The 410-nt window shown below is 52.9% G+C and carries 1 protein-coding gene; it reads left to right on the top strand.

Going from position 1 to position 410, the window contains the following annotated elements:
- Positions 1 to 380, top strand: a 380-nt coding sequence (locus HX884_RS26800; RefSeq protein WP_178329063.1) for a transposase, incomplete at its 5' end; no start/stop codon positions are given.
- Positions 381 to 410 lie beyond the last annotated feature (30 nt).

Raw genomic sequence — 410 nt, 5'->3', positions numbered from 1 at the left:
TGATATCCCTGCATGACTGGTTGGTGGAGAAAAGTGCCACTCTGTCGAAAAAATCCCGGTTAGGCGAGGCGTTCGCTTATGCACTGAACCAGTGGGATGCCCTGTGTTACTACTGCGATGATGGTCTGGCAGAGCCGGATAATAACGCTGCTGAGCGAGCGCTACGAGCGGTCTGTCTGGGCAAGAAAAACTACATCTTCTTCGGCAGTGATCATGGTGGTGAACGTGGTGCCCTGCTGTATGGTCTGATCGGAACGTGCAGGCTGAACGGTATCGATCCAGAGGGTTACCTTCGCCATATCCTGAGCGTATTGCCGGAGTGGCCCATCAACAAAGTGGCCGAACTGCTGCCATGGAACGTAGATCTCACCAATAAATAGCCGTCAATACGGCGCTCACTTAACGCTTAC

The sequence above is a fragment of the Enterobacter sp. SECR19-1250 genome (genome assembly GCF_013391025.1).
GTDB classification, from domain to species: Bacteria; Pseudomonadota; Gammaproteobacteria; order Enterobacterales; family Enterobacteriaceae; genus Enterobacter; species Enterobacter cloacae.
The sequence above is the reverse complement of the archived record's forward strand: the minus strand, read 5'-3'. Positions and strand labels throughout refer to the sequence as shown.